The 24,402-nt window shown below is 66.9% G+C and carries 19 protein-coding genes; 8 read left to right on the forward strand and 11 right to left on the reverse strand.

Annotation, left to right across the window (positions count from 1 at the left end; translation table 11 throughout):
- Positions 1-6: 6 nt before the first annotated feature.
- The 3 genes from ACQY78_RS06140 to ACQY78_RS06150 are packed head-to-tail and all read right to left on the reverse strand — an operon-like array spanning position 7 to position 1,996.
- Positions 7-834 carry a hypothetical protein gene (locus ACQY78_RS06140; protein ID WP_428683724.1) on the reverse strand — a complete coding sequence of 276 codons (828 nt, stop codon included), beginning with the start codon at positions 832-834 and terminating at the stop codon, positions 7-9.
- Positions 834-1,187, reverse strand: a complete 354-nt coding sequence (locus ACQY78_RS06145; RefSeq protein ID WP_428683726.1) for a hypothetical protein — start codon at positions 1,185-1,187, stop codon at positions 834-836. The genes ACQY78_RS06140 and ACQY78_RS06145 overlap by 1 nt, the downstream gene beginning before the upstream one ends.
- A gap of 32 nt (positions 1,188-1,219) precedes the next feature.
- Positions 1,220-1,996 (reverse strand): SDR family NAD(P)-dependent oxidoreductase, encoded by a 777-nt coding sequence (locus ACQY78_RS06150; RefSeq protein ID WP_428683728.1) that lies wholly within the window; start codon positions 1,994-1,996, stop codon positions 1,220-1,222.
- A 153-nt stretch (positions 1,997-2,149) separates the two neighbouring features.
- Here ACQY78_RS06150 and ACQY78_RS06155 point away from each other — a divergent pair, with 153 nt between their 5' ends.
- The 8 genes from ACQY78_RS06155 to ACQY78_RS06190 all read left to right on the forward strand — a co-directional run bounded on the left by ACQY78_RS06155 (position 2,150) and on the right by ACQY78_RS06190 (position 16,219).
- Positions 2,150-2,719 carry a hypothetical protein gene (locus ACQY78_RS06155; protein WP_428683730.1) on the forward strand — a complete coding sequence of 190 codons (570 nt, stop codon included), beginning with the start codon at positions 2,150-2,152 and terminating at the stop codon, positions 2,717-2,719.
- A gap of 90 nt (positions 2,720-2,809) precedes the next feature.
- The gene (locus ACQY78_RS06160; RefSeq protein WP_428683732.1) at positions 2,810-4,687 is read left to right on the forward strand and encodes an autotransporter assembly complex protein TamA; all 1,878 of its coding nucleotides are present in this window, start codon (positions 2,810-2,812) and stop codon (positions 4,685-4,687) included.
- A complete protein-coding gene (locus ACQY78_RS06165) occupies positions 4,687-8,685 on the forward strand; it encodes a translocation/assembly module TamB domain-containing protein (RefSeq protein ID WP_428683734.1) in 3,999 nt (1,332 codons plus the stop codon). The genes ACQY78_RS06160 and ACQY78_RS06165 overlap by 1 nt, the downstream gene beginning before the upstream one ends.
- 141 nt (positions 8,686-8,826) lie before the next feature.
- On the forward strand, positions 8,827-9,501 hold the full coding sequence (locus ACQY78_RS06170) for an OmpA family protein (RefSeq protein WP_428683736.1): 675 nt from the start codon (positions 8,827-8,829) through the stop codon (positions 9,499-9,501).
- A 66-nt stretch (positions 9,502-9,567) separates the two neighbouring features.
- Positions 9,568-10,155 (forward strand): DedA family protein, encoded by a 588-nt coding sequence (locus ACQY78_RS06175; RefSeq protein WP_428683738.1) that lies wholly within the window; start codon positions 9,568-9,570, stop codon positions 10,153-10,155.
- Positions 10,156-10,225: 70 nt separating this feature from the next.
- Positions 10,226-11,290 (forward strand): histidinol-phosphate transaminase, encoded by a 1,065-nt coding sequence (gene hisC, locus ACQY78_RS06180; RefSeq protein ID WP_428683740.1) that lies wholly within the window; start codon positions 10,226-10,228, stop codon positions 11,288-11,290.
- 120 nt (positions 11,291-11,410) lie between these two features.
- Positions 11,411-15,814, forward strand: a complete 4,404-nt coding sequence (locus tag ACQY78_RS06185; RefSeq protein ID WP_428683743.1) for a M10 family metallopeptidase C-terminal domain-containing protein — start codon at positions 11,411-11,413, stop codon at positions 15,812-15,814.
- Positions 15,815-15,934: 120 nt separating this feature from the next.
- A complete protein-coding gene (locus ACQY78_RS06190; protein ID WP_428683745.1) occupies positions 15,935-16,219 on the forward strand; it encodes a hypothetical protein in 285 nt (94 codons plus the stop codon).
- A 3-nt stretch (positions 16,220-16,222) separates the two neighbouring features.
- Here ACQY78_RS06190 and ACQY78_RS06195 read toward each other — a convergent pair whose 3' ends face one another.
- The 8 genes from ACQY78_RS06195 to ACQY78_RS06230 all read right to left on the reverse strand — a co-directional run bounded on the left by ACQY78_RS06195 (position 16,223) and on the right by ACQY78_RS06230 (position 24,370).
- A complete protein-coding gene (locus ACQY78_RS06195; RefSeq protein WP_428683747.1) occupies positions 16,223-16,891 on the reverse strand; it encodes an AroM family protein in 669 nt (222 codons plus the stop codon).
- A 3-nt stretch (positions 16,892-16,894) separates the two neighbouring features.
- Positions 16,895-17,818 carry an ABC transporter ATP-binding protein gene (locus ACQY78_RS06200; RefSeq protein ID WP_428686328.1) on the reverse strand — a complete coding sequence of 308 codons (924 nt, stop codon included), beginning with the start codon at positions 17,816-17,818 and terminating at the stop codon, positions 16,895-16,897.
- A gap of 73 nt (positions 17,819-17,891) precedes the next feature.
- Positions 17,892-18,938 carry an extracellular solute-binding protein gene (locus ACQY78_RS06205; protein ID WP_428683749.1) on the reverse strand — a complete coding sequence of 349 codons (1,047 nt, stop codon included), beginning with the start codon at positions 18,936-18,938 and terminating at the stop codon, positions 17,892-17,894.
- A 22-nt stretch (positions 18,939-18,960) separates the two neighbouring features.
- Positions 18,961-19,776, reverse strand: a complete 816-nt coding sequence (locus ACQY78_RS06210; protein ID WP_428683751.1) for an ABC transporter permease — start codon at positions 19,774-19,776, stop codon at positions 18,961-18,963.
- Complete coding sequence (locus ACQY78_RS06215; protein WP_428683753.1) at positions 19,773-20,648, reverse strand: ABC transporter permease; 876 nt, start codon at positions 20,646-20,648, stop codon at positions 19,773-19,775. The genes ACQY78_RS06210 and ACQY78_RS06215 overlap by 4 nt, the downstream gene beginning before the upstream one ends.
- A 10-nt stretch (positions 20,649-20,658) precedes the next feature.
- Entirely contained in the window at positions 20,659-22,215 is a 1,557-nt protein-coding gene (locus tag ACQY78_RS06220; RefSeq protein ID WP_428683755.1) for a hydantoinase/oxoprolinase N-terminal domain-containing protein, read from the reverse strand.
- The gene (locus ACQY78_RS06225; RefSeq protein ID WP_428683757.1) at positions 22,212-23,294 is read right to left on the reverse strand and encodes a DUF917 domain-containing protein; all 1,083 of its coding nucleotides are present in this window, start codon (positions 23,292-23,294) and stop codon (positions 22,212-22,214) included. The genes ACQY78_RS06220 and ACQY78_RS06225 overlap by 4 nt, the downstream gene beginning before the upstream one ends.
- Positions 23,291-24,370 (reverse strand): DUF917 domain-containing protein, encoded by a 1,080-nt coding sequence (locus ACQY78_RS06230; RefSeq protein WP_428683759.1) that lies wholly within the window; start codon positions 24,368-24,370, stop codon positions 23,291-23,293. The genes ACQY78_RS06225 and ACQY78_RS06230 overlap by 4 nt, the downstream gene beginning before the upstream one ends.
- Positions 24,371-24,402 lie beyond the last annotated feature (32 nt).

Genomic DNA, 24,402 nt, shown 5'->3' on the forward strand with positions numbered 1-24,402 from the left:
TTCAGGTCAGGCAACGGGGAGCTGAAAGCTGCCGAGCGTGCAGCTGACCGCGAAGATCGGGACCGGCTCGCAGAAGTCGACGGTTCCCTGAGCCCCCTTCGCCGCCGCCGCTGCGGCAATGAACGTTCTGATCTCGAAGCCGCCCTGCCCCGCTTCGCGATAGGTTTCGGCGTCGGTGTAGGAAAGCAGTGACTCGCGGTCATTCGCCGTCCAACGGCGCAGGAATTCCTGGTCCCATTTCTGGTTGATCTTCCCCGAGTCCGGCGTGGCCGGCCAGTGCGAGAGGCCGCCGGTGCCGATCAGCGCGATGCGCTCGGGAACCGAATCGGCGGCTCGCCGGAGCGCCTCGCCGAACGCCCAGGCGCGGGCCAGCGGGGCGAGCGGCGGGCCCTGGCAGTTGATGTTGGCCGGGACGATCGGCAGGTCGTAGTCGGGCGTCAGGAAGTGCAGCGGCACCGAGATGCCGTGATCGAACTTCCATTCCTCCGCGTAGGCCACGTCGACCGTCTGCATCACGTTCTCGATCAGCCGGCGCGACAGGTCCTTGTTGCCCGATACGGTCGTGCGCTTGATACGCAGGAACGCTTCGTCCTCGATCGGGCCCTCGTAGCTGTCGGCCATGCCAATGGCGAAGGCCGGCATGTTGTTCATGAAGAAGTTCGCGAAATGCTCGGCCGCGATGACCACCAGCGCGTCGGGCCGGGTGGCGCGGATATCGTCGCCCATGCGGCGGAACGCGCTCTCCAGTGCCTGGCGCGTCTGGGTGTCGGCGCGCTCGGCGCGGCCGGTCATGCCGGGGGCGTGGCTGCAGGCGCCGCAATAGACCAGGGGCATCAGCGCGTCTCCCGTTCGGCCTTGAGGCGCGAATCGTGCGCCTCGACGCCCTCATAGCCGGTGGCGGCATACACGCCCTCGCGCACCGGGCCGTACTCCTTCAGCCCCTGCCGCATGCGCTCGAGATAGTCGGTCCACTCAATGCGGTGCAGCGCCGCAAAGTGCATCAGGAGCTGGCCGTTGACGCCGAGCACATAGAGAAGCCCGATGTCGGGCTTCTCCAGCGCGCCGATCTCCTCCGGCGTGAGGTCGTAGTCGCCGAGCACGGCGTCGCGCTCCTCGGCGTAGCGCTGCCGCGTGCGCGGATCGCGGTTGAGCTGATAGATCAGCTTCTGGACCTGGTAGAGGCTCATCCCCAGCCCTCCCGCGATTCCGGACGGCGCGGTTACCCGCCGCTGCCGATGGTCACGCCGGCATCGGCGATGATGGTCTGGCCGGTGATGAAGGCGCCGGCCTTACCGGCCAGCATCACCGCAATGCCGCCGATATCGTCCGGCTCGCCGATCCGGCCGAGCGGCGCGCCCTTGAGGCGGACGGCGAGATACTTGGGATCGTCCCACAGCGCCTTGGCGAAGTCGGTCTTCACCAGCCCGGGGGCGATCGTGTTCACGCGAATATTGTCCTTGCCGTATTCGACCGCGAGGTTGCGCGCCAGCTGCATGTCGGCGGCCTTGGAGATGCCGTAGGCGCCGATCACCGGTGTGCCGCGCACGCCGCCGATCGAGGAGACGATGATGATCGAGCCGTCCTTCTTGGCGCGCATGTCGGGCAGGCAGAAGTTGATCAACCACATGCTCGACAGGATGTTGTTGTGCATCACTTTCATGAACACGTCGTCGGGGAGCTTCTCGTTCGGCCCGTAATAGGGGTTCGAGGCCGCGTTGCAGACCAGGATATCGACCGGCCCGAGTTGCTTGTTGGTCTCGGCGATCAGCTTCTGGCACTGCTCCTTGTCGGAGATGTTGCAGGGAATGACGATGGCTTCGCCGCCGGCCGCCTTGATCTCCGCCGCCGCTTCCTCGCAGGCCGGCGCCTTGCGGCTCGAGACCACGACCTTGGCGCCCTGCAGCGCGAGATGCAGGGCGATCGACTTGCCGATGCCCTTGCTCGAGCCGGTGACGACGGCGACCTTGCCGGTAAGGTCGAAAAGCGGCGATGCCATTGAGCTGTCCTCCAGAAGATTTCAGCTTCTTGTGTGGCATGAACGCAAAGAATCGAAAACCCCGGAACCATGGCCAGGGCCGCTCACGAAGGCCTGATTTGCTGTGTCGAAGATCACGACCCTAGTTTGGCGTCCAGTCCACAGGAGTTATGGATGCGCCTCACCACCAGGATCGGCGCCGTGCTCGCGGGTCTCCTCGCCCTGCCAGCCCTCGCGGTCGCCGCCACGATCGGCGGCGTCTACTATGCGCCGCAATATGATTATCGCGACTTCTTCGCCGCGACCGACGGCAAATCGTTCCCGGTGATCCTCGCGGGCGATGCCTTTCCCGGGGTCGATCCCGGCAAGGTGGCGCGCGACCTGCTGCCTGCGATGCAGCGCGCCAAGCCCCGCCCGGCGCTCACCTTCACGTACGACCGCCCAATTCCACCGGCGAGCCCCGACTACCGGCTCGTCCTGGTGTTCGATCCGGCCAACAATCTCAATGCGGATCCGGTGTGTGCCGGCGCGCCTCCCCGGTTTCAGCCGGGCACGCCGGGTCGCTTCTACGTCTATGCGATCTACTGCCGGAACGACCGGGCCATGTCCTTTACCACCGCTTGGACACAGGCGACCGGTCCCGACGATCCGCGCCTCGAGCGGCTCTTCCGGGAACTGTTCATGGTCATTTTCACCGATCAGCAGCGGCGTTTCGCCCAACTCGACCCCAGCCTGGTCCCCTGAAAGAGCCTGGACGACGACTGGGCGGTGTCGCGTAGACGGGCGGCAGAACGCATCCCTTTTTGGCGCCGCGCGTTGTATGGCTGGCGTGGCATGTCCTTGGTAAATCGCGAGTTCCTGCGCTGGGTGCGCATATGCTGCTTCGTCTCGATGATTTGGGCGGGCATGGCGGGCTTTTGGCTGCGCACAGCCGAGGCACGCACCGGCAAGGTCGTGCTAACGGTGACCGGAGACGAACGCATGTCGTCCGATCTCAAGGAGCTTTCCGAAGATTTCGAAAAGCAGCAACCGCTGACGGGCGATGCCCTGGGCGTCCTGCAGGGAGCTCAAGCGGTCGCCTCGCGGCTCAATACCGCGCTGCGATCACGCGGCTACTATGACGCGACGCTGAGCGCCACGGTCGATGGCAGGCCGATCGCCGACGCCTCGGCCCTGGAAGCGCTGGAATCGCGGCCCGATACCGAGGCAGCGACCGTCAATATCGCGATCGACACCGGCCCACGCTATCGCATCGGGTCCATCGCCATCCGCCCACCCGGTGCGCAGCAGTCCCTACCCGGAATCGACCGCGCGGAGTTGGGCATCGCCCCCGGCGACCCCGCGGATGCCTCCGCCATCATCGCCGCTCAGAACAAGCTGCTGGACGAACTGCGCAAGCAGGGCCACGCCCTGGCCGCCATCAAGGACCGCGAAGTCATCGTCGATCACGCCACGCGCGAGGCCGAGATCACTTTCATTGCGGAGCCCGGTCCGCTCGCCAAGATGGGCCCGGTGCGCTTCACCGGCACCGAGAAGGTCGATACCGTCTGGCTTCAGCGCCGCGTGCCCTTCAAGGAGGGCGAGCCCTACTCCCCGGCCAAGGTCGAGGAGTTGCGCGGAAAGCTCACCTCGCTCGGCACCTTCAACGCGGTTCGCCTGAAACCCGCGACCGAACTCGGCGCCAACGGCGAGTTGCCGATCGAAGCCGAACTGACCGACCGGCTGCAGCGTTCGTTCGGTTTCGGCGTGAGTTACGAGACACAGCTCGGCTTCGCGGTCGAGGGCTTCTGGGTCCACCGCAATCTGTTCGGCCAGGCCGAAAGCCTGCGCCTGTCCGGCGAGGTCAACCACATCGGCCAGGGCTACGCGATCCTCGATACGGGCTTTGCCTTCCGGGCGGCCTTCCGCAAGCCCGACTGGTGGCTTCCCGGACAGGATCTCCGCCTGGAAGCGGCGGCGCTGCGCGAGGTGCTCGATGCCTACACGCGCAAGGCCGTCACCTTCTATGGCGGCTTCGACCGCACCTTCTCACCGCGATGGCAAGCCCGACTGGGCTTCGCCGCTGAGGTGGCCGACATCACCCGCAACGGCATTACGCAGAATTATCGGCTGCTGGGTCTGCAGGGGACGCTTCTCTACAACAGGGCCAACAGCGACCTCGACCCGACGCGGGGCTATCGCATCGAATTCAACGTGCAGCCCTGGGTGGACACGGGGCCGGGTGGCGACATGTTCACCATCCTGCGCCTCACCGGCCGCCACTACTGGGATATCGCCGAACCCGGTCGCACCGTGCTGGCGACCCGCGCCTCGTTCGGTACGGAGCCCGCCATCAGCATCGCCGGCATCCCGCCCGACAAGTTGTTCTATGCCGGCGGTGGCGGGTCGGTACGCGGCTTCGTCTACCAGACCGCCGGACCGCTCGACGCCTATGGCAACCCGCTGGGCGGCGCGAGTGTGGTCGAGGCCAACGTCGAACTACGCCAGCGCATCGGCAAGGCGTTCGGCGCGGTGGCTTTCGTCGACGCCGGCAGCGCCTACCCTGATTTCCTGCCAAACTTCTCGCAGTTGGGCCCAAGGGTCGGCGCCGGGGTCGGCATCCGCTACTACACCGACTTCGGGCCGATCCGGGCCGATGTCGGTGTCCCGCTGAACCGCCGGCCAACCGATCCGCCGTTCGGCATCTACGTGAGCCTGGGACAGGCCTTCTGATGCGCGCGCTTCGCCTCTCGGCCTATGTCCTCATCGCCCTCGTGGCGGTGCTTGGTCTCGCCTTTGCCGTCGTGCAGACCACGCCGGGCAAACGGTTCCTTGCCTCCCTCGCATCCGACCTCGCCTCTTCGCCCGATCAGAAGATCACCATCACCGGCATCGACGGGTTCGTGCCGACCGACCTGCACGTGGCGAGGGTCGAGATTGCCGACCGCACCGGTCCGTGGCTGCAGGTCGAGAATGCGCAGCTGTCGTGGTCGTTCGCATCGCTCCTGCAGCGTCGGCTGCGCATCAACCTCCTGTCGGCCGCCAAAATCAGCGTGCTGCGCGCCCCGCAGGAAGAGAAGAAGGAGGCAACGCCTTCGAACGGTGGCCTCCGACTCCCCTTCGACATCGATCTGCGGGCGCTGCGCATCGACGACCTCCAGCTGGCGGCCGCTCTCGGAGGCATTGATTCGCACTGGAAGATCGGCGGCGAGGCCGCTGTCGCCAGCGACCTGGGCGAGATTCGCGCCAAGCTCGGGGCCGACCGGCTCGAAGGCCCCAAGGGCAAGCTCACCGCCGACGTCCGGGTCGACCGCTCGCCGCGCAAGATCGCTGCCGACATCACGCTCGACGAGGATCCGGGCGGCATGGTCGCGGCCCTGATGCAGCGGCCGGACTTGCCCGACATCTCGCTCAAGCTCTCCGCCCAGGGCGATCCGCGCGACGGCACCGCGACGCTCACGGCGAAGGCCGGCGACAAGGCGACTGCCAGGGGCAATCTGCGGTGGATGCCCGATGGCAGCGACACCAGTTTCCAGGCCGACCTAGATGCCGGCCCGATCGATGTGCCCGCCCAGGGTGTCGCTTGGAAAAGGCTGCATCTCGAGGCGGGCGGCAAGCTCACCGACGCGATCCGTGTGCAGGGCCAGGTCGAAGAGCTGAAGCTTGCAACGCTCGATCCTCGCTTCCCGCAACCGGGTACCGTCACGGTCGATGCCACGGTGTCTGATCTTGTCGGCGGCAAAATTAAAGTCCGGTCGTTCGAGGTCGGTATGCCGCTCCTGCGCCTGAAAGGCGACGGGGACTATGTCCCGGCGGACGACAAGGGCGAGGTCCGCGCGACCCTCGACCTGCCGAGCCTCGAGCCGCTCTCGGCTCTGGCGGGACGTGCCCTGAGCGGCAAGGCAGAGGTCCAGCTCACCGCAGGGATCGACAAGGGCAATCTCTCTGCCCGGTGGCAGGGCCGTATCGACGGTTTCGGTGCCCCCGACGTGCCGAAGGACCTGGTGGCCACCGTCAACATCGCCGGCAACGCCACCCTGGCGCCCGACGGGAACTGGACAATCCGGGACGCGAAGCTCGGCAGCGACAGCGGCACGCTCACCGTGTCCGGTCGCGGCCGCGAGCAGGCGGGCACCCTCGACCTGGCCCTCGATCTGCCCCGCTTGGCCGCCTTCCGGGCCGAGGTGGGAGGCGCTGCGACCGCGACGGCAACCGTAGGCTTCGGCGGACCCGAAACCTCGCTCAAGCTCAAGGTCGAGAGCCGCGACGTTTCCTACCAGAAAGTCACCTCGCGGCACCTCGTACTCGACACCGGCGTGTCGCTGGCAACCGACGGCAAGCTGGCGGGTACGCTCAAGGCCGAAGGCGACGTAGCTGGCCAGCCCCTCTCGCTCGATGGACGCTTCTCGCACGATCAGGCCGCCGGCCTCTCGGTCCCGAGCCTCCAGGGACGCTGGTCGAGCGCCGTGCTCGACGTTGCCAATCTTGCCATTGCCCAGACCCGCACCACCGGGCATGCGCGCCTGGCCATTACCCAGCTCAAGGACATCGAGGCGCTCGCCGCGCTGGGGCTCGAAGGGTCGCTCGTGGCGGAAGTCACCGCCGATCCCAACGCGCCTGCGGGCCGGCTCGACGTGTCTGTGAAAGGCACCGACCTGGCGGGTCAAGGTCTGGGCGCCGGCACTCTTGACCTCAGGGGCCATGTCGAGGATCCGGCCGGCCGCGCCGCCACAAACCTCACCCTCGACGCCACCCGCCTGCGGGGAGCCGGCGGGCTGTCGACCCTGAAGGCAACGGCCAAGGGCGATCGTCCCACCGGCATCGACGTCGCCGTTCAGGGCTCGGGACCGGAACTCTCGGCGGACGTCGCGGCCAGGATCGAGTTCCTGGCCGAGGAGATCCGGGTCGCGCTGTCCAGATTCACAGGCCGCTACCGCGACATCCCCCTCGGCCTGAATGGGTCGACCAAGGTTACGGTGGCCGGTGCACGCATCGTGATCGATCCGACGAGCCTGCGCGTTGGCGCCGGTCGGGTCGCCGTGCGCGGCACGCTCGATCCGGTGGCGAGCGACCTGCAGGCCGAGATCGCCGGGCTGCCGCTCGCCCTGCTCGACACCTTCGCCCCGGGCACCGGGCTCGAAGGCACGCTGCAGGCCAAGGTCCGCGCGACCGGGGCAATGGCGACGCCAAGGTTGGAGGCCACCTATAGCGCGGCGGGGGTGCGCGTGCGCCGGCCCGACGCGGGCTTGATCCCGGCGCTTTCCCTCCAAGGCACGGGCTCCCTCGTCGGCCAGCAGGCGAGCCTCGATGCGCGACTGTCGGCCGGCGGCAACACGAACTTGACAGTGAAAGGCACGGCTACGGTGCCGGGCGGCGGCGGTTCTGTCGCCGCCAGGATCGCCCTTGACGGCTCGCTGGACATCGCCCCCTTTGCGCCCCTTCTGGGCAATGACATTCGCAATGTCAGCGGGCGGCTGCGGCCCAACCTGTCGATATCAATCGACGGCAAGCAGATCACCGGCACCGGCGCGATCGACTTCGAGGGTGGTGCCGTGGCGATGCCGGAAACAGGCCTGAGGCTCAGCAACGGCCAGGGCCGCTTCGTCCTCCAGGGAGACACTCTGCAGGTCCAGAGGCTCACCTTCCAGGCTGGCACGGGCACGGTGACGGGCAGCGGCTCGATGCACTTCGATGCCGAGCGCGGCCTGGTCCTCGATCTCGGCCTCGCGACGCAGCGCGCATTGCTGGTCAGCCGGCCCGACATGGTGGCGACGATCTCCAGCACGCTCAAAATCACGGGGGCGACCAGCTCGGGCATTGAGGTTTCGGGACCCGTCACGATCGACCGTGCCGAAATCTCGGTGGGCGGCGGCCAGACCGCCTCCTTCCCGACCCTCGACGTGCGCGAGATCAACAAGCCGGGCGCCCCCATCGCCGCGGCGCAGCCTGCACCCGGACGGAGGGCCGCCAAAGCCCCGCCGCCCCCCGATGCCACGCCGATCAAGCTCGCACTGGATGTGCGGGCGCCGCAGGCGATCTTCGTGCGCGGTCGCGGCCTCGATGCCGAGATGAGCGGCCAGCTGACCGTCGGCGGCAGCCCCAGCGCGCCGGCGGTGATCGGCGGCTTCACCATGCGCCGCGGCACCTTCAGCCTGGGCAGCCGCCGGCTCACCTTCTCCAAGGGCATCGTGACCCTGGACAACCTCAATACAATCGACCCGCGCCTCGACTTCCTGGCGACCACGACGGCCAATTCCACGACGATCGGCGTGGCCATCACGGGGACTTCGCGCGAACCCAAGATCGAGATCACCTCGACGCCCTCCATGCCCCCCGACGAGGCCATGGCCCTCCTCATCTTCGGCAAGCCGGCCTCCCAGCTCGGCGCTTCGGAGCTGATTCAGGTTGCTCAGGCGCTGGCCGAGCTGGCCGGCCAATCCCCGGGCGAGGGTGTGTTGGGTCGCCTGCGCAAGGGGCTGGGGCTCGACCAGCTGAGCATCGGATCTTCGTCCTCCAAGGGGGAGCCCACGGGCGCGGGCGCCAACGGGGTATCCCTGGAAGCAGGCCGGTACGTGGCCCCGGGTGTCTATGTCGGCGCCCGACAGGGCGCCGCCGGCAATTCCAGCCGCGGCGTGGTGCAGCTCGATGTCTTCGACAACATCAAGGTCGAGGGCGACATCGGCGCCAATTCCACAGGTCGCGTGGGGGTCAAGGCGGAGTGGGATTACTGATCCAGGCGATGGCCGGATCGGACATCCGGACGGCGCAAAGTTTCTTTGTGCACGCCTAGGAACTTCTCTTGCGGCTGCGCGTTTAAGCCGACGGACGGACCCGCCGTGGGTTCAGATCCGAAAATCGAGGGAAACCACTCCATGCTCAGAAAACTGCTGGTCGTCGCCGCGGCGACATTCCTGTTGGGCGCTTGCGCGTCGGAGCCGCCTCCGCCGCCGCCTCCCCCGCCGCCGCCGCCGGTCCAGGCACAGACCTTCATGGTCTTCTTCGATTGGGATCGCTCCAACCTGACCAGCCAGGCCGTAGACACCGTCCGTCAGGCCGCCCAGGCCTTCAAGACCCGTGGCAGTGCCAACATCGTGGCGACCGGTCATACCGATACCTCGGGCTCGCCGCAGTACAACATGGCGCTGTCGCTGCGCCGCGCGAACTCGGTCAAGGAACAGCTCGTCCGTGAGGGCGTGCCGGCGACCGCCATCACGGTCAACGGCCGTGGCGAAGAAGGCCTGCTCGTGCAGACCGGCGACAATGTCCGCGAGCCGCAGAACCGCCGCGTCGAGATCGTCGTGGGTGGCCAGACCACGGTCAGCACCGTGTTCTCCGACCCGCGCTCGTACTGCAAGGCGCTGAGCGACAAGTGGCGCCAGTATCGCACGTCGGTGATCGGTTCGCCTGAGGCCGCCGCGATCGCGAAGTGCGAAGCGGGCGACTATGCCGGTGGCATCCCGACCCTCGAGGACGCCCTGATCTCGGCGAAGATCCCGCTGCCGGCTCCCGGCTATCGCTGGCCCGGCCGCCCGATCGGCCCGGCCTAGATCCGTCACCCAGACGATAGAAGGCGGCCCCTCGCGGGGCCGCCTTTTTCGTTGTAGGCAGGGCCCATGTTCGATGGCGACCTTGCCTCCTTCCTGGATTTCATTCGCCGGCATGGCGACGCCGCCTACAGTTTCCTCGCCATCTATTCGATGGCCAACAGTCTCCTGCTGGCCCTCTTCGCCGGGTATGCCGCGCAGGCCGGTGCGCTGGGCTACGAGCAGGCGCTGGCGGCCTGCTGGGCCGGGACGTTCACGGGCGACGCCCTGCGGTTCTGGGTCGGTCGGCGCTTCGGCACCCGCTGGCTGCGCCGCATCCCGCGCCTCCAGCGGGCCGTCGAGACGGCGGCACGACTGGCCGACCGCCACCATGTCTGGATGATCCTGATCCACCGCTACCCGCGCATCATCCGCAACGTCGCAGGCTTCGCCTACGGCGCCTCCACGCTGAGCTGGCCACGTTTCCTGGCGCTGAACTTCATCGCCGCCGGCCTGTGGGCCGCGATTGCCGTCTCCGCGGGATTCGGCTTCGGCTTCGTCTCGGAGAAGACGATGACCGATGCCCTCTCGGCGTTCGGCATCGCCATGCTGGTGGCCTTCCTCGCCCTGGGATGGTTCCTGACGCGACGTCTGGAGCGCGTGATGGAGCGCAACTAGGGCACCTGTGGACTGGCGACCCCCCGGTCGCGATGGCATAAGCCGCGCCTATCCACTGCCGGACGCCAAGATGAATCCTTTCTGGAGCCAACTCGCGCGCGAACTGTCGCCCTACACGCCGGGCGAGCAGCCGCGCATCGCCAACCTGGTGAAACTCAATACCAACGAGAGCCCCTTCGGCCCCTCGCCCCGCGCCGAAGCCGCGATGCGAGCAGCGGCCTCGGAGTCCCTGCGGCTCTATCCCGACCCCGAGGCCGTGGAATTGCGTCAGGTGCTGGCGGACCATCACGGCGTGCAGCCCGCACAGGTGTTCGTTGGCAACGGCTCGGACGAAGTGCTGGCTCACGCCTTTGCCGGCCTGCTGAAGCAGCAGCAGCCGCTTCTCTGTCCCGATATCACCTACAGCTTCTATCCGGTGTGGGCCCAGCTCTTCGGAATCACCCTGGAGACCGTACCCGTGGCCGACGGGATGGGCGTGCGCATCGAGGACTATCGACGCGGAGCCGGCGCCATCGTGATCGCCAATCCGAATGCGCCGACCGGCATCGCCCTGCCGCGTGCCGAAATCGCCCGTCTGCTGCGAGAGCATCCCGACATTCCCGTCCTGATCGACGAGGCCTATGTCGATTTCGGCGCCGAGAGCGCTGTGCCGCTGATCGCCGACCATCCGAACCTGCTCGTCGTTCAGACGATGTCGAAATCGCGCGCCCTGGCGGGCTTGCGCGTCGGCTATGCGCTGGGCGACGACGGCCTGATCGAGGCGCTACGCCGCGTGAAGGACTCGTTCAATTCCTATCCACTGGGCCGCATCGCCCAGGCCGGCGCCACGGCCTCGGTGCGCGACGATGCCTGGTTCCGCGAAAGCTGCAGCAGGATCGTAGCGACGCGCGAGGAGATGACACGCGAGCTGGCGGCCCTCGGGTTCGTCGTCCTGCCCTCCAGCGCCAACTTCGTCTTCGCCCGCCATCCTTCGCTGGGCGGCGCGGAATTCGCCGCCGCCCTCCGCGATCGGGCGATCCTGGTGCGGCACTTCAACAAGCCCCGCTCCGCGCCCTACGTGCGCATCACCGTCGGTACGAGGCATGACGTCCAGACGTTGATCGCGGCGGCATCGGACATCCTGAAAACCCCGTGATCGAGCTCGTACGACGGCGGCCTGTTGAAGCCGCCGTCACGATTGCTATGGTGCCGCACAGCCCGCGCACCATAATAAGCAGTCTGACACATGCCTCTAGGGCCGACTTTCGAAGACGAAGTGACCTTCCTTGTCGGCGTCGACGACGCTGGCCTCGTCGCCTCGCCGAGCTTCCAGACCTGGGACTACAAGGTCCCGCCCGGCTACAACCTTGAATCCTATTCCATCAAGTGGGGAGATCCCACGCCCGGCACGAGCGGCGGCGACGTAACTTACTGGTTCACTGACGCCTCGAACTGGTCGAATACCGAGAAGGCCGCATGGGAAGGCGGACTTTCACTCTGGTCTGCCGTCGCCGACATCGATTTCTCACTGGCAAACGACGTCAGCACCGCCAATTTCGTCATCACGCGCGGCAGCGACGGCAAGGCCTACCAGCAATTCGGCACCCCCCACACCGTCGTCGACGTCGGCAGCCCCACCCTGTCGACGCCACCGGCCACTGGCTCGCTTTTGTCGATCGATCCCAATGGTCGCGGCTACGGCCCGATCGGCGCGGCGCTCGATGTTGCCGGCGGCTATCCCTATTCGACGATCGTGCACGAGATCGGCCACATGCTCGGCATCGGGCATGGCGGCTACTACAATGGCGGCCAGAACGTCAGCGGCGAGCAGTTCAGCGCCTACGACACGACGATGTGGACAATCATGTCCTACATCTCGCCATGGGACGTGACGGCAACTTATTACGCCGACTACACGGTCACCGGCACGAACTGGGGCTCGACCCTCCCCAATACGCCCGACCACGCTCCGGACATTTTCAACTACGACCCGCTCACGCCGATGATGCTCGACATCCTCGCGGCGCAGCGGCTGTACGGCGCGCCGACCGGCGGACCGTTCGACGGTGGCGAGACGTTCGGCTTCAACGCCAGCATCGACGGTTACATCGGCCAATTCTACGATTTCACGGTCAACACTCATCCCGTCATCACGCTGTGGGATGCCGGCACCGGCAATACGCTCGACCTCTCGGGTTTCTCCGAGGCCGCGACCGTCAGCCTGACGCCCGGCACATTCTCCAGCGTCGGCGGCCTCGCCAACAACGTCGCCATCGCGCTCGACACCGTCATCGAGACGGCGATCGGCGGCAGCGGCAACGATTCCATCACGGCGTCGGACGTGGACTCGTCGCTGAGCGGCGGTGAAGGTAACGACCTGCTCACCGGCGGGGCGGGCGACGACACACTGATCGGTGACTACGGTAACGACGTCCTGGTCGGTGGTGCAGCCGCCGATCAGCTCTTTGGCGACTTCGGCAACGATATCCTCGACGGCAATGAGGGCGTCGACACGCTGAACGGCGGTGCCGGAGTCGACACCTTCGAATTCGCGGCCGGCCAGAGCAATGGCGACACGATCGTCGATTTCTCCGGCAGCGGCGGCCAAGGCGATCATCTGGTCTTCTACGGCTATGGGCTTGCAAGCCAGGGTGCCAGCTTCACGCAGGTCGACGCCACCCACTGGAGCATCAATTCGTCGGACGGTACGGTTCACGACGTGCTGACGATCGAGAATGGCGCCGCGATCGCAGCCGGCGACTACCGATTCGCGCCGGAATACGTGGAACTCGCCAATTCCAGCTACCTCGATTTTGCGAGTTGGCGGACCAACGCCAGCGCACCAAGCGGCGGCACGCCGCTGGAGAGCTTCTCCTTCAACATGGCGCTGGTTCTCGACCGGGCGAACGATCCGACCGAGCTGCTGGCCTCGAACTGGGCGACGCGGCAGGCCGCACTCGCCGACCAGAGCACGATCTGGTCGACTTATGGCGCCGATCCGACGGCCTACACCAACGTCGTGAACTACCTCGCCGATCTGGGGATCACGACCTACTACACGCCCGGCGCGCCAGCGAACCAGCAGTACGTCTCCTCTCCCGAATCGCGCACGATCTGGATCAACGTCAACGAAGGCAACTTCACGACGCTGTTCGGTCCCGGCGCAACCCTGATGACGACGGAGGTGGCGTCACCTCTCCCCGGCACGACCACGCAGACCGTCCACTACTGGAACGGCAACCTCGCGCTGCCGAGTGAGCTCGCGACCAACGGTGTCACCGGCCTCTGGTTCGACTACTACGGATTCGGCCAGTACCCCGACAACACCCCTCCTCAGACGCCGGGGGTTACCCTGCCGCAAGGTTGGCAGAGTCCGGGCAACTCTGCCGGGACAGCTACGGTTGACGCCAATCCTCAAGCCATTGCGCAGGACTACTACAACTTCCCCTTCAAGGGCTCGCTGTGGGATCCGACCTCGCCGACTTCGGTGGCCACGGGCGCCATCGGGCTCGTCGAGCCGGGCGTCGGCACTGCCCTCCCCGGCGATCCGGCCGGCTCGGGCTTCCTGGCCGCGCTCAACGCGTATCGCACCTCGATGGGCGTCTCGACTCCAGCAAACGTGATTTCCATCGCGACCGGCGGGCAGGAGTACCCGACCGTCACGCCCCCTGCCTTCAATGCCGCCGGCGAACGCTCGCTCGATGTCGGTATCGTGACGGCGGTCAACCCGCAGAGCCAGCTGATCGTCTACGCCGGCTCGGGCACGGCGAACGGCGCGCACAGCAACGGCTTCACCGCCTACCAATCGGCGTTCTGGGATACGGTCAACAATCCCGGGGTCATCACCTCGTCCTTCAACTACGCTTCGCTGTCGGCACCGGACTCGCCGTTCCTGATCGCCTCCAACGGCCTCTATGTCGATGCCGCCCTGCGCAACATCTCGGTTTTCAACGACGCCGGCGACGGCGGGTCGGGTGAGACCTTCGGCAACGGCTTGCCCAACGCCAGCTCGACCCACAACAGCCAGTATGTCGTCAGCGTCGGCGGCACGTCGATCAGCACCGTGTCCGCCGCGCGGGCGGACAGCACACTGAACGGATGGATCGCCAATGCCGGAGCCGGCGATCTCTCGACGCTGTGGCAACTCATCGCCGGAGGACTGACCCAGCTTCCGGCCAGCGGCGACATGAACAAGCTGATCGAGACGGTCTGGAATCGCTACTACGTCGACGGCAACGCGATCGCCAATCCGCGGGACACCGGCTACATCCACAACAATACCGGCGCGAGCGGCGTGGACACCAGCCAGCCCACGCCCGGCTACCAGGTCGACTACGGCCTCGATCCGAGGACTTCCGATCCCTCGCGTCAGCCGGGCCGCGGCATACCTGACGTCTCGGCCAACGCCGGCGGCAACATGCTGTATGTCGTTCCCAGTGCGGCGATGACGGAAAACCAGGACGACGACGGCACCAGCGCGGCGACACCGCTATGGGCCACGCTCGCCTCGCAGATCAATGCCGTCTTCAACGACCAGGGCCTGCCCGACCTGGGCTACATGAACGACCTGCTGTACATCGCGGCCGTCATCGCGCCGGGATCGTTCAGCGACATCACGATCGGAAACAGCACGTCGTCGTTCCTCTACAGCGGCAGCTACACCAGTGACGGCGTCTACGTCACGCCCACCGGCTACGGCTACTCGGCCGAGTCAGGCTACGATCTCGTGACGGGACTGGGAACGCCCAACGGCACACTGCTGGCGCGGGCGCTCACGCAGATCGCACATACCCAGACCTCCTTCGCTTCCACGCCGGACCTCATCCAGTCCGACGGCGCGGGCGGATGGACAGCCGGCGCCAGCCAGAGCCTGCTGATGCAGGGCAGTTCGGGCTTCAATGCCGGGGTACACGTTACGCTGGGCGGCGACGATATCGGCTTCTCCACCGGCACCAGCTCGAGCTTCGCCTGGACGGCGCGCATGGCCCAGCAGGTGCTGCAGCCCGAATTCGATTCCAACCTCGTTCGCATGTTCGACAAGTTCGGTCAGGGATCTCTTGCCCAGGCCGATGTCGGCATGGGCGACGTCGTTTCCGTGTCGATCGGCGGCACCAGCGGCACCGCCACCCAGGCCGGGCTCAGCGCTTCCTATGGGTTCGCCGACTTCAACCAGGGCGGAAGCACGGTGCGGCTGGCGCTGCCGGTCGCCATCGCCGAGACCGCCGGCGCCGCGAACGACCAGAACGCCGTGGTGCGCATCCGCCAGAACGGCGAGGACAGTCTTGCCGTCAGCTTCTACAAGGTCGACGATCTCGCAGGCACCATTGGCGGCCTCGCGCCGGGCGCGGCCGGATACGGGGCTGCCGTCGCCGGCCGCGCCTACCAGACGATCAGCGGCGGAACCGCAATCGGCGGGCCCGGCTACGGCAACTACACGCAGAGCGAACTCGTCCACGTCAACGCCGGCGACATCGTCGCCATGCAGCTCACCAACGGCAGCCAGGGCCAGGTCTACTACGCGTTCTCGCAGGCCAATTCCGACGGAATCGCGCACCTCTGGAACTACGGCGCGAATACCTGGGGCTGGGAAGACACGCGGGGCGGCGGCGATCACGATTTCAACGACCTGCTCGTTCAACTCGACTTCACCAGCGCCGCAGGACATGGTTGGCTCGTCTAGGCAACAGCGGCGGCGGCATGCGATGAAGACGTCCGAACAATGATCACGCGACGACGGAATCTTCTCATCGGCGCTTCGGCAGGCCTGTTTGCCCTACCCGGAGTCGCCCGAGCCCAGGAATTGCGCGTCCTGGACTCTGCGCCCAAAGCCGATGCGGTGATCGGCGGTCGCAGCAGCGCCTTCTATGTCCGCTTCAACCGACCCGTGGACCATGAGGATTCCCGCCTCGCCATCAAGCAGGGCGGCAAGATCATCGAGATCCTGCGTCCGCGTCTGGAATCGGCGCCGGATGTGCTGTTCGCCCGAGCGCCCACCCTGCAGCCGGGCCGCTACAGCCTCCATTGGATCGTAGGCGGCAATCCACAATTCGACGGCGAAATCCCCTTCACCGTCGGCGACGACTGAAGGTCAGTCGAGCAGCTCGCGCAAGACGCGGCCGGTGGCCGTGATGGCAAGCAACGTCGGCACCTTCAGCACGGCCTTCACCGCAGCCTTGGTCGCGGGCCCGTAGCTCATGCAGTCGAGCGCGACGAGGTCGGGCTTGGTTACGGCCAGGCGGCGTGCCACCGCGGCCGCTTCCTCCGGGCCGGCGCTGGGCACCAGGGCTTCGACCGTGACGGCCACGCCGTTGCGCGCCCATTTGGTGGCGAGCTTCTCGCCCTGCTCGGCGAAGGGCACCAGCAGGCCGAGCCGGCCGCGCGGCAGCAGACCCTCGGCGATGCCACTCAGCACCCGTGACGGGAAAAGGACGCCGGCATCACCTTCCATCGCAGGAAATTCACCGGTACAGGCATAGACGATGGCATCGCAGCCGTCGGCGCGCAGCTTGGCCAGTGTCTCCGGCGATCGGGCGATCACGGCCTGCTTGGAGATCTTCACGTCGCGGCCGCCGCGCAGCCGCGTGTAAAGCGTGTCGGCGCCGTTGAGCGGCGGCACCGCATCGACCTCGGCGTCGCTCAGGCCGTCGAGCGCGCCGCGCAGGATCACCTTGGTTCCGGCCGGCGCCTGGGCGGCAAACAGCTCGACGATGTCGTCGCGCGGCGCCTGTCCGATGGTGACGATGCCCAGGGTGCTCATGCTTCAGCCCTCCAATGCCACGGCGTCGCTGTCGTTCCAAGCCAGCCCCACCGCATCGCCCGGCGCCCGCGACGCCCGCTCGCCGGCATGCGTCTCGCGCACCAGCATCGACGCGCCGTTGCCGGGCTGAACGCGCAGCAAGGTCGAGCCGCCGAGATAGTTAGAGGTCTCGACCGTCCCCGACAGGCGCGCGCCCTCGGCGGCCACGAGCCGGATCTTCTCGGGACGCAGCGCACGAAGTCTGCCGCCTTCTTCGAGAATGTTGATCTCGCCGATGAAGTCGGCGACGAACCGCGTACGCGGCCGTTCGTAGATCTCGGTTGGCGTGCCGACCTGCTCGACCTTGCCGCCGTTCATGACGGCGATGCGGTCGCTCATGGCCAGCGCCTCCTCCTGGTCGTGGGTCACGAAAACCAGGGTGACGCCCAGCCGCTTCTGCAACTCCTTGAGTTCGAACTGCATCTGCTGGCGCAGCTTGCGATCGAGCGCGCCCAGCGGCTCGTCGCAGAGCAGCACCGGCGGCTCGACCACCAGCGCGCGGGCAAGCGCCACGCGCTGCTGCTGGCCGCCCGAAAGCTGACCGGGCTTGCGTGTTTCGAAGCCCGTCAGCGCCACCTGAGCCAGCGCCGCCGCGACCCGTCGCTCGATCTCCGGCTTCGGCACCTCGCGCATGCGCAGGCCGAAGGCCACATTCTCCGCCACCGTCCGGTGCGGGAACAGCGCATAGGACTGGAACACCATTCCCATGTCCCGCCGGTGCACCGGCAGGTCGGTGATGTCGCGGCCGCCGACATGGACGCGGCCCGAGTCGGGGTGCTCGAAGCCCGCGATCATGCGCAGGCTCGTCGTCTTGCCGCAGCCCGACGGCCCCAGCAGCGAGAAGAACTCGCCGGCGGCGATGTCGAGCGTGACGGAATCGACGGCCATGACGCGGCCGTCGAACGTCTTGGTCACCTGGTCCAGCTTGATGGCGGCGGAGGTCACGTACGCACGCCGCCCGTCAGCCCTTCAGGATCTTGGTGACGCGGGCGTCGATGTCCTCGCGGCGCGCATTGTACCATTTCCAGTCGGGCTGGATCAGAGCCGCGACCTTCTCCGGCGTGGTGAGGAGCTTGGCGTCGTACTTGGCGTCGAGCTTCACCTTCTTGTTCGCCGGCGAGTACCACACGGCCTCGGCCAGCAGCTTCTGCACGTCGGGCCGCAGCATGTAGTCGATATAGGCGAAGGCCAGCTCCTTGACCTTCGAGCCCGGCGTGACGTTCAGCACCTGCTCCAGCGCCAGCACGCCCTCGGAGGGGCTGGCAAAGTCGACCGGCTGCATGTTGGCGCCCTCGTAGCGATAGACGCCCGAATCGTGGATCACGCCCATCGACACCTCGGCCGACAGCAGCATCTTTTCCATCTGGCCGGTGAAATCGACCAGCTTGATTGGCTTCAGCGCCTCGAGCGCCTTGTAGGCGGCGTCGAGGTCGGTGAGGCCCTTGCCGTAGACCTTGCCCAGCATCATCAGGTGCGCCTGGCCCAGGCTATTCACCGGGATGAGATAGCCGCCGCGCGCGCCCGCCAGCTTGGGGTCGGCGAGGTCCTTCCACGAGGTCGGCTTGGTCAGGCCCTTGTCGGTGCGATAGCCAAGGCCGATGGCGCTGGTGAAGATCGTGACACCGACGATCTTGTCGCTCACCGCGTAGGGATAGACGTCGGCGATGTTGGGCACTTCCTTGGCGGTGATCTTGTCCATCACCAGCCCCTCGGTGACGGCGTTCCACTGCTCGTTCGAGTTGGCGTGCAGCACGTCGTAGATCGGATCGTTCTTCGAACTGACCTGCAGCTTGGGCAGGAACGGGAAGGCCTGGTCGGCCGACACCGTGCACTTGAACTCCTTTTCGAAGGCCGGCAGCACCGTGGCCTTCATGACCTCGCCCCACTTGCCGCCCCAGGTCGTGATCTTGAGCGTCTTCGTCTGGGCATGAAGGATCGATGGTGCCCCCACCGTGGCGAGGGCCGCAAGACCCGCACCGGCACGCAACGCTTTGCGACGTGAAATCATGGCAACCCCCTGTTCGTTCCCATCACAGCTTAACGTAGGCCTTGAGGCCGATCAGCCTCTCCAGCACCAGAACCACCGACAAAGCGAGCAAGATCGAGACCATCGAGGCCGCCGCGATGGCGCCATCGAGGTCGAATTTCATGTAGTTGAACAGCACCACCGGCAGGGTCTCGCCCTTGGGCACCACCAGGAACAACGAGACCGGGAACTGGTCGAACGACACGATGAAGGCGAAGACGCCACCGGCGAAGACGCCCGGCCGGATCAACGGCAGGGTGACCTCGAAGAAGACCCGCGTCGGGCTGGCGCCCAGCACGGCGGCGGCCTCTTCGATGCGGCGGTCGAAATTATGCAGGACGGCCAGGGTCGTGCGGATGACATAGGGTACCGCGACCAGCGTGTGGGCGGCGATAAGGCCCCAGACCGGGCGTCCGATCCCGGACAGGAGATAGGCCTGGAACAGCGCCAGGCCGGTCAGGATGGCCGGCACCATCAGCGGCGACATGAAAAAGGCCGTCATCACCGCGCGTCCCGGCAGGTTGCCCCGCGCCAGGGCGAGCGCGCAGGCACCACCGATCACGATCGACAGCACCAGGACCACGGAGGCCACCCATAGCGACAACCAAAGCGCATTCATGAACTCCGCACTGCCGAAGAACTTCTCGAACCAGCGCAGACTGACACCGACCGGCGGGAAGGAGATGTACGGCGTCGGATTGAGCGCGAAGACCAGCACGATGACGATCGGCAGCAGCAGGAACGCCAGCAGAAACGCGTTGAGCGTGAGATAGGCGGCGCGGCCCGCGTCGAACGGCCGGCGGTTGGGCGCGGCGCTCATGCCATCCCCTGACCGCCCGCCAGGCGCGCCAGAATGCGATTGTAGGCAACGACGATGGCCAGCGAGACCAGCAGCAGGATGACGCCGAGCGCGCCCGCGAAGTTCGGGTTGAAACTGGTGCCGACCTGCTGGGCGATCAGCATCGGCAAGGTCAGCACGTCGGTGCCGCCCATCAAGGAGGGCGTGACGTAGGCGCTGATCGACAGGGCGAAGACCAGCAGCGACCCCGCCAGGATGCCGGGCAGGCTGAGCGGCAGGGTCACCTCGACGAAGGCGCGGAAGCGTCCCGCGCCCAGGCTGCGCGCCGCCTGCTCCAGCCGCTCGTCGATGCGGCCGATCACGCCGGTCAGCGTCAGCACCATGAACGGCACGTAGATGTGGACCAGGGCAACGATGGTACCGAACTCGTTGTACATCAGCGGCAGCGGCTTCTCGATCAGGCCCCACTGCATGAGCGTCGTGTTGATCACGCCCTTGTCCTGGAGGATCGTCATCCAGGCGAAGGTGCGCACGACGATGCCGGTCAGCATCGGCGCGATCACCGCCATCAGCACCAGCGCGTGCCCGAGCCGGGACTGCATGCGCGCCATCCAGTGCGCCAGCGGATAGCCGATCAGCAGCGAAATGACCGTGGTGATGAGGCCGATGCGCAGGGTCGACCACAGGGCCTCGTGGAAGATGCCGGCCGTGTCGAAGATGAAGCGCTCGTAGTGACGCGTCGTCAGGAAGGCGTTCGGGTTGGTGACGGGATTGCCGGAATAGAACGACATCGCGGTCATCACCGCGAACGGCAGCACGAAGAACAGGACGAACAGCAGCGCGGCCGGGGCGATCAGCCAGGCGATCGGCGACGGGCGGGCGGCGGTCGTCATGCCGTCACGGTCACGAGGTGGCCGCAACGTCGCCCACGACCCGGACGCGCACGCGCACCGAGTTGCCGGGCAGGTAGGCGAGCGGCATGTCCTCGCTCTCGATCGTGTGCAGGGTCGCCCGGTCGGCGCCGGCCGCGACGGCGCGGTCGTTGGCGATGTGCTGCGCCGCTTCGATCGCCTCGACACGGGTCATGTCCTTGAAGATCTGGTCGCATTCACCCGAGACCTGCGCGATGGCCGCGCCCACGGCATTGGCGCAGTCGCCATGCTCGACATGGATCACCTGCGAGACGCCCGCCATTTTCTCGGGGATCAGGAACGCCCCGCCGCCGACCGCGATCAGCGGTACATCGCCCGCCTCGGTCTTCATGCGGTCGACCGCCTCCTCGGCAAGGCGCGCCGCCTCGGAAAACACCCGGGCGCAGGTTGCCGCATCGAGATGCGCCACCTTCGTCTTGTCGCCGAGATCGAACACGCCGGCCGCCACCGCCACATCAGTGGTGGTGAGCTGCGTGCCGCCAAAAGCGAGCGCGTCGGTCAGCAGGCGATAGCCCACCGAGACCGGACCGATGGAGAGCGGATCGAGCACCACATGACTGCCGCCACCCAGGCCGATCGACAGCAGGTCCGGCATGCGGAAGAGCGTGCGAACGCCGCCGACCTTGACCACCGAATTGGCCTCGCGCGGGAAGCCGAGCTTGAGCTGGCCCACGTCGGTCGTGGTGCCGCCGACGTCGATCACCATCGCGTCGCTGAGGCCCGAGAGATAGGCCGCACCGCGCATCGAGTTCGTGGCGCCGGAGGCGAAGCTGTAGACCGGCAGGCGCCGCGCCTGGCTGGCTTCGGCCACGGTGCCGTCGTTCTGGGTGATGAAGAGCGGCGCATCGATGCCGGAATCGCGGATCGCCTTCTCGAAGGCGGCGATCGTGTCGCGCGACAGGTCGGCCAGGGCCGCGTTCAGCAAGCCGGCATTCTCGCGCTCCAGCAGGCCGATGCGGCCGAGATCGGACGAACAGGTGATCGCGGCATCCGGAATCACCGAGGCCACCAGCTCGGCCGCGCGCTTCTCGTGGCTGGGATCGAGCGGCGAGAAGACCGACGAAATGCCGACCGCGCGCAGGCCGGCCGCCTTCATCTCCTGCGCCGCCTTCAGGACCGCGGTCTCGTCGAGCGGCATGAACGGGCGTCCGTCATATTCATGGCCGCCTTCGACCATCCAGACCCCGCCACACACCAGTTCGCCGAGATCCTCGGGCCAGTCGCAGAACGGCGGCAAGGAGGCGCCCGACGGGAGGCCGAGCCGCAGCGCGGCCACTTTGGTGAGATGCCGGCGCTGCACCACGGCATTGATGAAGTGCGTGGTGCCGATCATCACGCCGTCGATTTTCTTCAGCGCGCCATCGGCGCTCTTCAGCACGCCGGTCGCGGCAAGCTTCTTCAGGGAGTCGAGGATGCCCGTCGTCACATCCTGGCTGGTCGGCGCCTTCACCGCGCCGGAAACCCTGCCCTCCTCAATGAGGACGGCGTCGGTGTTGGTGCCGCCGACATCGATACCGATTCGTCTCATGACGCGAACACGCTCCTGAAGTCGAGATCATAGCCAAAGGCCCGCGGACCGACATGCGCCAGCCCCTCGGGGGTGAGGAAGATGTCGGGGCCGGGCAAGGCGATCACGGTGACCCGCTGCCCGTAGCGAATCGTTTCCGTGCCGACCGCCTCGCCGGAAACCGAGTCGAGGACGCAGATCAGGTCGGGCGTCATGGCGATCGGCCCGTCATCGCGAGAGGCCACGATCCATTCGTTCTGGAAATGGATGCGAAGGGCCGACCCGCGCCAGTCGTCCATGCCTTCGAATCGCGCGACGCCGCGCAGGAAGCCTTCGGTCGCCCGCCGTTCGACGTCGACGACCTTGCCCTTGTAGAGCAGCCGCCCCGGCTCGACGGTGAGGATGGCCGCTACCGGATCGTCGTGCGTCCGCTGCGCCTCGCGCACGGCATGGCCGATCGCGATCGCCTTGGTGGTGGTGCCATGGATGCCCCACGTCTTGACCTCGGCCCCCGTGCGGGGCGGCTGGCAGGTCGGTGCCGTGGAGCCGTATTCGACGCAGATCTTGCGAACGATCCGTTCCGCCCATTTCCACGAGGGCACGGTATCGACAATCGATTCGAGGCCGCGCACGTCGACCGCCGTGAGCGGACAGGGCTTGAGGCCGCCCACCGCCACGGAGGTCATCTGCGCCTCGGGATAGGCGCGGCCCATCGTGTCCGAATCGACGACGGGAACGCCGAGATGGGCCGCGACCATGAGCGGCCGCACGCCGTTGCCGCCGCCGATCTCCATCCCCATCACGGCGTCGAACCGTCGATTCGTATGACGCTCCATGAGGCGCGCGGCGCGGGCGATGGTCTCATGGTCGGTAAGCCGCTCGATACCGACGAGCGGCGCGCCCATGTTGGCGATGACACCGACCCAGTCGTCGTCGCCGAGCTCCGACGCCGGCATGAGCTGCACACGCCGGCCCTCGCGATAGAGAACCCGCATGTTGAGCAGCGACAGATAGGGATTGCCGCCGCCACCGGTGCCCAGGATCCAGGCGCCGACGGCCAGCGATTCAATGTCGTCCTCGGTGATGTCCCGCCGGCTCACCCGAAGACGCTCTTGAACTCGATGTCGTAGCTGAAGGCCCTGGGTCCGACATGCTGCAGACCCTTGGCACTGAGGAAGACCGGCGGCGGCGGCAGCGCGATCACCGTGACGCGCTGACCGTAGCGGATGGTCTCCGTACCGACCGCCTCGCCCGAGACGGAATCCAGCACGCAGATCAGGTCGGGCGACATGGCGATGGGCTTGCCATCGAGCCACGCCACGATCCACTCGTTCTGGAAGTTGATCTCCATGGCCGAGCCGCGCCATTCGTCCATGCCGTCGAAGCGGGTGCGGCCGCGCAGGAAGCCTTCGGTGGCCCGCCGCTCCACGTCCATGACCTTACCCTTGTAGAGGACCTTGCCCGGCTCGACCGAAAGAATGGCCGCAATCGGGTCCTCGTGCCGGCGCTGGGCCTCGCGCACGGCGTGGCCGATGGCGATGGCCTTGGTCGTGGTGCCCTGGATTCCCCACTTCTTCACCTCGGCGCCGGTGCGCGGCGCCTTGCAGGTCGAGGCGATCGAGCCGTACTCGACGCAGATCTTGCGGCTGACCCGCTCCATCCACTTCCAGGTCGGCACCTTCTCGACGACGGACTCCAGGCCGCGCACGTCGACGGTCGTCAGCGGACAGGGTTCGAGATCGCCGACCGCGACCGACGTCATCTGCGCCTCGGGATAGGCGCGGCCCATCATGTCGGCGTCGATCACCGGGCGCTTGAGGTGGGCCGCCGCCATCAGGGGCTGGATCGAATTTCCGCCGCCGATCTCGAGCGCCATGATCCCGCGGAAGCGATAGCGCGTGTGCCGCTCCATCAGGTCGACGGCGCGGGCGATGGTGCGGCTGTCGGTGAGGCGCTCCTGCCCGACCAGCGGCGCGCCCATATTGGAAACGGCGGCGACCCAGTCTTCATCGGCCAACTCAGACGCCGGCATGAGCTGGACGCGATAGCCCTCCTTGTAGAGGGCCCGCATGTTGAGCAGGCCGAGATAGGGGCTGCCGCCGCCGCCGGTCCCGAGGACCCAGGCGCCAACGGCCAGCGATTCGATGTCGTCGAGAGTAATGTCGGTCAGGGGCATGGGCCAATTCTTCGGGCGCGTTCGCTCTTGTC

Origin of the sequence: Reyranella sp. (assembly GCF_965279625.1) — a bacterium.
Lineage (GTDB): Bacteria > Pseudomonadota > Alphaproteobacteria > Reyranellales > Reyranellaceae > Reyranella.

Excerpts from the sequence above, each read along its gene's own strand:
- ACQY78_RS06140 (WP_428683724.1), bottom strand. The coding sequence starts at position 834 with ATGCCCCTGGTCTATTGCGGCGCCTGCAGCCACGCCCCCGGCATGACC.
- ACQY78_RS06145 (WP_428683726.1), bottom strand. The coding sequence starts at position 1,187 with ATGAGCCTCTACCAGGTCCAGAAGCTGATCTATCAGCTCAACCGCGAT.
- ACQY78_RS06150 (WP_428683728.1), bottom strand. The coding sequence starts at position 1,996 with ATGGCATCGCCGCTTTTCGACCTTACCGGCAAGGTCGCCGTCGTCACC.
- ACQY78_RS06155 (WP_428683730.1), top strand. The coding sequence starts at position 2,150 with ATGCGCCTCACCACCAGGATCGGCGCCGTGCTCGCGGGTCTCCTCGCC.
- ACQY78_RS06160 (WP_428683732.1), top strand. The coding sequence starts at position 2,810 with ATGTCCTTGGTAAATCGCGAGTTCCTGCGCTGGGTGCGCATATGCTGC.
- ACQY78_RS06165 (WP_428683734.1), top strand. The coding sequence starts at position 4,687 with ATGCGCGCGCTTCGCCTCTCGGCCTATGTCCTCATCGCCCTCGTGGCG.
- ACQY78_RS06170 (WP_428683736.1), top strand. The coding sequence starts at position 8,827 with ATGCTCAGAAAACTGCTGGTCGTCGCCGCGGCGACATTCCTGTTGGGC.
- ACQY78_RS06175 (WP_428683738.1), top strand. The coding sequence starts at position 9,568 with ATGTTCGATGGCGACCTTGCCTCCTTCCTGGATTTCATTCGCCGGCAT.
- hisC (WP_428683740.1), top strand. The coding sequence starts at position 10,226 with ATGAATCCTTTCTGGAGCCAACTCGCGCGCGAACTGTCGCCCTACACG.
- ACQY78_RS06195 (WP_428683747.1), bottom strand. The coding sequence starts at position 16,891 with ATGAGCACCCTGGGCATCGTCACCATCGGACAGGCGCCGCGCGACGAC.
- ACQY78_RS06200 (WP_428686328.1), bottom strand. The coding sequence starts at position 17,818 with ATGGCCGTCGATTCCGTCACGCTCGACATCGCCGCCGGCGAGTTCTTC.
- ACQY78_RS06205 (WP_428683749.1), bottom strand. The coding sequence starts at position 18,938 with ATGATTTCACGTCGCAAAGCGTTGCGTGCCGGTGCGGGTCTTGCGGCC.
- ACQY78_RS06210 (WP_428683751.1), bottom strand. The coding sequence starts at position 19,776 with ATGAGCGCCGCGCCCAACCGCCGGCCGTTCGACGCGGGCCGCGCCGCC.
- ACQY78_RS06215 (WP_428683753.1), bottom strand. The coding sequence starts at position 20,648 with ATGACGACCGCCGCCCGCCCGTCGCCGATCGCCTGGCTGATCGCCCCG.
- ACQY78_RS06220 (WP_428683755.1), bottom strand. The coding sequence starts at position 22,215 with ATGAGACGAATCGGTATCGATGTCGGCGGCACCAACACCGACGCCGTC.
- ACQY78_RS06230 (WP_428683759.1), bottom strand. The coding sequence starts at position 24,370 with ATGCCCCTGACCGACATTACTCTCGACGACATCGAATCGCTGGCCGTT.